General features: G+C 37.0%; 2 protein-coding genes and 1 tRNA gene. All 3 read left to right on the top strand.

Annotated features, from left to right (window positions below; translation table 11 throughout):
* The first annotated feature begins 205 nt into the window (after positions 1-205).
* On the top strand, positions 206-523 hold the full coding sequence (trxA, locus tag WAM07_RS17160) for a thioredoxin (RefSeq protein ID WP_380739939.1): 318 nt from the start codon (positions 206-208) through the stop codon (positions 521-523).
* A gap of 139 nt (positions 524-662) precedes the next feature.
* Positions 663-1,547: a DUF58 domain-containing protein gene (locus WAM07_RS17155; RefSeq protein ID WP_422168620.1), complete on the top strand. Its 885-nt coding sequence runs from the start codon at positions 663-665 to the stop codon at positions 1,545-1,547.
* 86 nt (positions 1,548-1,633) lie between these two features.
* Positions 1,634-1,707, top strand: a tRNA-Asp gene (locus WAM07_RS17150).
* Positions 1,708-1,755: the final 48 nt, after the last annotated feature.

Raw genomic sequence — 1,755 nt, 5'->3', positions numbered from 1 at the left:
CATATGTAATTGCATTCTTACACCAAAATCCTATTTCTCATGAGATTATAATGTGGTCGAATCTTTGAAAATTATAGAAGACTTTTAAAATAAATCTCCTTAATATGTAAATAGTTAAATATGATATTGGCTTTATATGGTTTGGTAAAATATTTGACTATTTTTACGTAAGTTAAATCAGAGTAAGAATTAAATAGAAATAATTATGGCATTAGAAATAACTGACGCTACGTTTGAAGAAACAGTGTTGAAAAGTGATAAACCTGTAATGGTTGATTTTTGGGCAGCATGGTGTGGCCCTTGTAGAATGGTAGGTCCTATCATTGATGATATTAGTAAGGAGTATGAGGGAAAAGCAGTTGTAGGAAAATTGGATGTTGACGCAAACCAGGAGTTTGCTGCAAAATACGGAGTACGTAACATTCCTACGGTTCTTATTTTCCAAAATGGAGAAGTTGTTGGTAGACAAGTTGGAGTTGCTCCTAAAACTACATATGCTGAAGCTTTAGATCAACTATTGTAATAACATATATAGTATGGTATTAAAGTCCGGCTAAACGCCGGACTTTTTTTATGCCGGAATTTCTGTAACTTGTTAAGATAAATATCTTTTAAAGATGGATCTGGAGAAGGAGGTACATAAGGCAGGAGGTTTCATGAATTTGGATCTACTGGCGAAGCAGGTAGTAGAAGGATTTATTTCCGGACTTCATAAAAGTCCTTTCCACGGCTTCTCGGCAGAATTTGCAGAACACAAGGTTTATAATAATGGTGAAAGTACCCGGCATATAGATTGGAAGCTATTTGCTAAAACAGATAAGTTGTTTACACGTCGCTATGAGGAGGAAACGAATCTGCGGTGCCACCTTATTATAGACAACTCCTCTTCGATGCACTATCCCTTCTTAAAACAGCAATCTCTTTCTTCTTTGAATAAGATTGGATTTTCTGCCCTGGCCTCGGCCTGTATAATGCAACTATTGAAAAAGCAACGTGATGCTGTTGGCTTAAGTATTTACAGTGATGAGTATGATTATTATGCTCCCGAAAAAGGAAGTGAGCGTCATCGCAGGATGCTACTTCATAAATTGGATGAGGTGGTGCAAGGGTATAAGAGTTCTACTAGCACCAAAACATATACTTATTTGCATCAAATAGCTGAAAAATTACGAAGGCGTTCGCTCATTTTTCTTTTTACCGATATGTTTCAGACAGATGTAGAGGAGGAAAAATTATTTGAGGCCCTGAGACACCTTACTTATAATAAGCATGAATTGGTTCTGTTTCATGTAATTGACAAGGAAAAAGAATTCGATTTTAAATTTGGCGACCGGCCTATGCGATTCACAGATGTTGAATCGGGAGAAAAGTTAGATCTGTATGCAGACAATATCAAAGATGATTACGCAAGGATCATGGAAAAATACTTCGCAGACCTTAAATTAAAGTGCGGTCAATACGGGATCAAGTATGTGCTGGCCGATGTGAAGGATAATTTTGAAAAAATTCTTTCTACATATTTAGTTGAACGTCAAAAGTTTGTGTGAGGGGCGAAAAAAACATGTAAATTATTTCAAAAAAACATTTGGCAAAGTGAAATTCTGCTGTATATTTGCACTCGCAATAAAGCAACGGTCTGGTAGTTCAGTTGGTTAGAATACCTGCCTGTCACGCAGGGGGTCGCGAGTTCGAGTCTCGTCCAGACCGCAAAATTGCTAAAAGCTCCTCTTCATGGGGAGCTTTTTTTGGCAGTAA

Origin of the sequence: Halobacillus sp. (assembly GCF_049282395.1) — a bacterium.
Taxonomy (GTDB): Bacteria; Bacillota; Bacilli; order Bacillales; family Halobacillaceae; genus Halobacillus.
This window is presented reverse-complemented; position numbering and strand designations above follow the sequence as displayed.

Excerpts from the sequence above, each read along its gene's own strand:
- trxA (WP_380739939.1), top strand. The coding sequence starts at position 206 with ATGGCATTAGAAATAACTGACGCTACGTTTGAAGAAACAGTGTTGAAA.